4 protein-coding genes and 1 pseudogene are annotated in these 4,109 nt (G+C 65.9%); 1 reads left to right on the forward strand and 4 read right to left on the reverse strand.

The features are described 5' to 3' along the window. Positions 1 to 433: pseudogene (locus ACIQOV_RS30775) on the forward strand (hypothetical protein); the annotation flags it as partial. Between the two features lie 482 nt (positions 434 to 915). On the opposite strand, the gene ACIQOV_RS30780 reads toward ACIQOV_RS30775, so the two are convergent. From ACIQOV_RS30780 to ACIQOV_RS30795, 4 genes are read right to left on the reverse strand one after another with little or no spacing between them, the layout of a single operon-like run. Further along, positions 916 to 1,548, reverse strand: coding sequence for an SMI1/KNR4 family protein (locus tag ACIQOV_RS30780; RefSeq protein WP_401053902.1), 633 nt, complete (start codon positions 1,546 to 1,548; stop codon positions 916 to 918). 2 nt (positions 1,549 to 1,550) lie between these two features. Beyond that, a complete protein-coding gene (locus tag ACIQOV_RS30785) occupies positions 1,551 to 2,375 on the reverse strand; it encodes a hypothetical protein (RefSeq protein WP_401053899.1) in 825 nt (274 codons plus the stop codon). 13 nt (positions 2,376 to 2,388) lie between these two features. Next, positions 2,389 to 3,045, reverse strand: a complete 657-nt coding sequence (locus ACIQOV_RS30790; RefSeq protein WP_401053900.1) for a hypothetical protein — start codon at positions 3,043 to 3,045, stop codon at positions 2,389 to 2,391. Beyond that, complete coding sequence (locus tag ACIQOV_RS30795; RefSeq protein ID WP_401053901.1) at positions 3,042 to 3,776, reverse strand: hypothetical protein; 735 nt, start codon at positions 3,774 to 3,776, stop codon at positions 3,042 to 3,044. Before ACIQOV_RS30795 ends, ACIQOV_RS30790 begins: the two co-directional genes overlap by 4 nt. Positions 3,777 to 4,109 lie beyond the last annotated feature (333 nt).

Below are 4,109 nucleotides of genomic sequence, written 5' to 3' on the forward strand. Positions count from 1 at the left end.
CGCTCAGGAAGCTACCGACCACTACCGCACCCTCACAGCCACCAACCCGGACGCCTACCTGCCCGACCTCGCCGGCGCCCTCAACAACCTTGCCGTGAACCTCGGTGAACTCGGCCAGCACAAGAAGGGGCTGGCCGTCGCTCAGGAAGCTACCGACCACTACCGCACCCTCACAGCCACCAACCCGGACGCCTACCTGCCCGACCTCGCCGGCGCCCTCAACAACCTTGCCGTGAACCTCGGTGGACTCGGCCAGCACAAGAAGGGGCTGGCCGCCGCCCAGGAAGCCACCGACCACTACCGCACCCTGACCGAGGCCAACCCCGACCTCTTCGAAGCCGCTCTACAGCAGTCCCTGGAGGTGGCCGCTTGGCTCGAGGGATTGGAGTACCCCAGCTCTGGCCTCTCAGGGAATATCGCGCGTTCCGAATGATGCTCCCTGCCAGTCGGCGCCGACACCTGGACCACCGACAAGCGCCGCGCCTTCGCCAACGACCTGACCCACTCCCAGCTGGTCGCGGTCTCCGCCGCCTCGAACCGCGCGAAGGCCGACAAGTCGCCCGACCAGTGGCGGCCGCCGCTACGGTCGTACTGGTGCGCCTACTCCCGCGCCTGGACCGACATCAAGCACCTCTACGGCCTCTCCATCACCACGGCCGAGAAGGCGGCGTTGGTCGAGATGCTCGGCACCTGCGCGTAACCGCCAAGTCCTTCCCGGCGGCGGACGGCTCGGCCGCTGCCGCCGGGAAGGGCAAAGCGCAAAGCGCACGTCGGCAGGAACGGAGCGGCTGTTCCAGGGCGGACTGGAACGACACCGCGGCCGGTCGGCTCGGTCGCCCTGAAACCCTCGACCCCCAGGGGGTTCCAACCTCAGTGCGCCCGCGCGGTTCGGTAGGCCGATCGAGGGGCTCCTGCCTACTCCGTGGTGCCCAGGTGGAGGGTGGCTCCATCGGGCAGCTCGTGGATCTTCTGAGCGATCGGGCCTCTGATCCGCATCGCCTCGCCCGCCTCCCGGACCACGAGGTTCTCGAACGCGAACTCACCGCCGGCGACGAAGAACTGGAGCGGTACAAGACGCTGGTTCGGAGCAAGGGCGCCGTTCTCCTGCTGGAAGGCGTGGGCGAAAGAGGCGACGCCGTTCACATCCGGGTCGCTCAGCAGCCACGCGGCCCAGTCGTTCAGGCTGGCGCCGAGGTCTTCCGTCTCCGCGGTCTCGGGGTTGAAGGTGACGACTCGCTCACCGCCGACGATCGCGAACTGGGTACCGAAAAGGTCCTGACCAAAGCAGAAGACGTGATCGGCCAGGCCCTCGTAGGTGCTCTTCCACACCTCGTCAGAGTTCCAGGACAGCAGATCGGGCCCCAGCCCTTCGTCTCCGGCCCGGAAGACCTGCACGCCGGCATTGAAGACGAAGAAGCCGTTCATCCGTCCGAGCAGGACCCCGAGCTCCTGAAGCGGCCCGGTGTCGAAACCGAAGTCGAGGTCGATGGCCGGGCCCATCGGGCCGCGGGCACGGCCGAGCAGCTGGTCCAGTGGGCTGTCGGGCATCTTCACTCCGCTGCTTGTGCTTCCGGGCCGATCGCCCTGGTGAGGTAATGATGCCGTACTCGGTCGGTGGCCACGAGGCGCAGGGCGGGCTGGAGGACGGGCGCGTCCGGGATCGCGTCCCACTTCGCGTAGGGCCACCAACGGCTGTGCGCGGCCAGCAGCATGCGCTCGCCGCGCTCGATCTCGCCGCGCGTGGCGTACCACCCCGCCATCCACACACAGACGGAGTACTGCTCGGGTTCCGCTCCCGTCTCGGTCAGGAGCTGATGGGCCCGGGTGAAGTCGTTGGTCTCGCAGAGCGCCTCCCACACCAGCCGGCCCTGCCGCCGGTCGAGGCCGCGGAAGTCGCGGTCCAGGAGGTCCGCGCCGATGACGCCGTCCCGCGGGAGAACCGGACCGCCCCAGTCGCTGTGGCAGGGAAGCAGACGCTCCGCGCCTAGCCGGGCCAGCTCTCCGGATGCCCACTCGAAGTCCCTGCGCAGGACACGACCCTCCGGGACGCGCTCGGTGCAGGCGGCCAGACGTGGCGCGGCCGGCTTCTCCGCATGGAGCTGGGCGGCGAGCAGAGCCTGCCGGAAGGGAGTGGACTGGTCGCAGAGTTCTCCTCCGAGCGGACCGTCACGCTCGATCAGCTCCTCCGCGAGGTCGGCGGCCTGCCCGAACTCCCCGGTCCAGAACAGGATCTGCACAGCGGCAGCCGCGGCCTCCCATACCGGCCCCCGTGCTCCGCCCTTCCTGCCCGCAATCGCCAGCAGGTCGGGAAGATCGGCAAGGAAATTACCCCCCCGGGCATGGGAGACGATCTTCTCACTCTTGTTCACTGCCACCTCCGACCTTCATCTATTTCACTCTGATTTTCACTCTGGTGCCGTTCGGGAGTCCGCCTAAGGCTTTCCCCATTGTTGAGCCGGAGCCAGTATTGTCGGACCCGTTGATGTATTTTACACTCGCACCCGTACCGCCCTCCGCGAACATGGCCGGAGGATACTCGTCGCGCTGCCCCAAAGGGCTGGTTCGAATTCCTCGAAGCGAATTCGACCGATTGGTGCGAATACCCGGACGGTTGATGGTCACGACAGAAGGAAGCGGCGCGCCCGGGCTGTGCGAGGCGCCCCGCCAGATCTGACCTTTCTGGGCCTCTGCAATGTGCCTGGCGGATTCCGGGTACTTGCCACTGTCGATCAGATACTCGGCATCGAAGTCCCCCTTCGCCCCAACAGCCGCAGCAAGCTTGGTCCTGGCATCAGCCTGGGCCACCAGCCTCGCCTGCCCCCCGTCACCACCCGTGCCCGGGCTCTTGGCGATCTTCTCGGCAAGCTCGATGATGCTGCGCTTGTGCGCCGCATCCGCCGCCGTCACATTCTTCACGACCTGCTTGGCACCCGCGCTCGCATGGTCGTACATGCCACTGACAGCCTCCGCGGCCTCCTTGCTGATCGTCGAGCCTATCTTCTTGGCCGCGTCCTCCAGGGCCTTCGCGATCGGGTGCCGGCTCACGCGAAACTCACCGCAGCCGTCGCCGTCGAGAACGACTTCGCATGCCCCCGAACGGAATCCGCATGCGCCTTCAACTTCTCCGCGACCAGCAAAAGCTGCACAGGATCCACGCGGAACCCCTGCCCGACATCACCGACCGCACCCTTCTCGGAGCCCGCCAAAGCCTTCTTCACGCCCTCGAAAACCAAACCCTTCACCGTCTTCTCCACTTGCTTCTGAAGCGGATCCATCGCTTTGGTGATGAGAATGGCAATGACCTCTTCCTCGGCTTCCTTGATCAGCCGGTTGACGATCTTCCGCGTCGCCGCGATCGCCGCAGCCTCAGCAACCGACGCAGCACCCAGGGTCGCAATAGAAGCGATCGTCCCGCCCACGGCCTCGGCCGCGAGGATGCCGAGCTCCGTGATCACCGCAAGCTTCATCGCAACGATGGCATCAGCAGCCACATCAAGCGCAGTCGCCGACGCATTGCACGCGATAACGAGCTCATGCAAGTGATCCTTGGTCATCTTCGACCAACGAGCGACCAACTGGTTGTACGACTGCGCCTGGTAATGCTGCGCCATCTCCCGAAGGGTGGCTGTTGCTGCCGCGTGCGTGTGGTCGATGTTCGTCGCGAAGTTCCGGACGTGACCGGCGTACTCCCTGACCTTGTCCTCGTTGACCTGGGGCCAAGGTACTCCCAGCAGGTCCACGACCCATGCCAGTCCACCTGGCAACTCGATGGCCATCGCTCCCCCCTCAACCGTCGACATGCACACAGAATGATGCCATGTATACGATGAGCTACGAGTGTTGGCGCACCACGAAGGGCCAATGCCGGGGCTCTATCCTTATTTGTCCAGTGGCAGCCGATTTATCTCCGCAGGACTGCCGGAGGGCCTTCCGTATGACCTCAAGTCACTCGGCAGCAAGTGCTGGCCCGACGGCACAGCCAGGCCCACTCGATCAGCAGGCTGAGCGACCCCCTCCAGAGCTGATGACCACCGGGGCTGGAGTAGCTGGAGAGCCGGCGCACGTCAGGTTGCAAGCCCTCCAGGGCTGATGACCACCCGCCAGGAGAC

The organism is Kitasatospora sp. NPDC091257, from assembly GCF_044757675.1.
Lineage (GTDB): Bacteria > Actinomycetota > Actinomycetes > Streptomycetales > Streptomycetaceae > Kitasatospora > Kitasatospora lactacystinica.